This window comes from Neglectibacter timonensis, assembly GCF_900048895.1.
Lineage (GTDB): Bacteria > Bacillota > Clostridia > Oscillospirales > Acutalibacteraceae > Acutalibacter > Acutalibacter timonensis.
Genome location: NZ_LT160631.1, coordinates 1 through 971 on the forward strand (window position 1 = coordinate 1; position 971 = coordinate 971).

The following is a 971-nucleotide window of genomic DNA, read 5'->3' on the forward strand; positions in this document are numbered from 1 at the left end:
TCTCCTTGACCTCTACCACGCTGTTTTTCCCTGCCTCCGGGAGCGTGATGTCCTTTTCGTCCGCGTCCCCGGTGAGCGCCACTAGAATGGTCATGGTCAGATCGCTGTGCTCGGCCACCACGTTGTAAAGCCCCGTGGGAACGCCGCCGAAGACGTAGCCGCCCTGCGCGTCCGTCCACGTGACGGCCACGGTCTCCGCGCCTTGCTTCAGCGTCACTTTTGCGCCGACGGCGGACGTGCTGCCGTCATGCATCTTCACAACGCCCGAAATGCTGTAGGTATCCGGGGCACTGGGCGCGTTCAGCACGCGGATGGTTGCGTTTTTGCCCAGCGTGGACGCGTCCAGCCCCTCGGTGATCTGCTTGCCGTCGGCATCAAAATACGCCTTGCCCTCGTCCAGCAGCGCGCTGACCTTGGGAGCATTCGAAGGCGTGCCGCTTAATATCGCGTAAGCGTTCGCCCCGCCACCGGTGAACGTGCCGCCCGCGAGCGCACCCGCACGGTCCGCAATAACCACAGCGCCGTTTCCGCCGGTGAACGTGCCGCCGTTTACCGTGACAGGAACCACTGACACACTCAGTCCATAGCTCTCGCCGGTGAAAACACCGTCGTTGACGACCAACGGGTGGGTCGTACCGCCCGCGTTTGATCCGCCGGTCGCGAAAATGGCGATTTGCCCGTCAAAGACACCGCCGTCCACCGTGGCGATAACGGTGTTGAGGTAGAGGCCGTCGCCCGCGCCGCCGTCCGAGCTGTTACCTGCGCCGGAAACCGTACTTTTGCCGCCCGCGCCGCCGGTGAACGCACCGTTAGAGACGGTCAGCGTGCCGCCGGTCATGGAAATGCCATCGCCGCCGAAGCCGCCGATTTTCGGCAGGGGTTCTCCGGGTCCGCCGCCGAAACCGGCGTCAGTGTACGACATCGTTCCGCTGCTGTTCCCGCCCGCGCCTCCGGTAAAGCTGCCGCCGGTG

At 64.8% G+C, this 971-nt stretch carries 1 protein-coding gene; it reads right to left on the bottom strand.

Going from position 1 to position 971, the window contains the following annotated elements; genetic code table 11:
- Nucleotides 1-971: carboxypeptidase-like regulatory domain-containing protein (locus tag BN3911_RS00095; RefSeq protein WP_147578460.1), on the bottom strand; the 971-nt coding region annotated here is incomplete at both ends.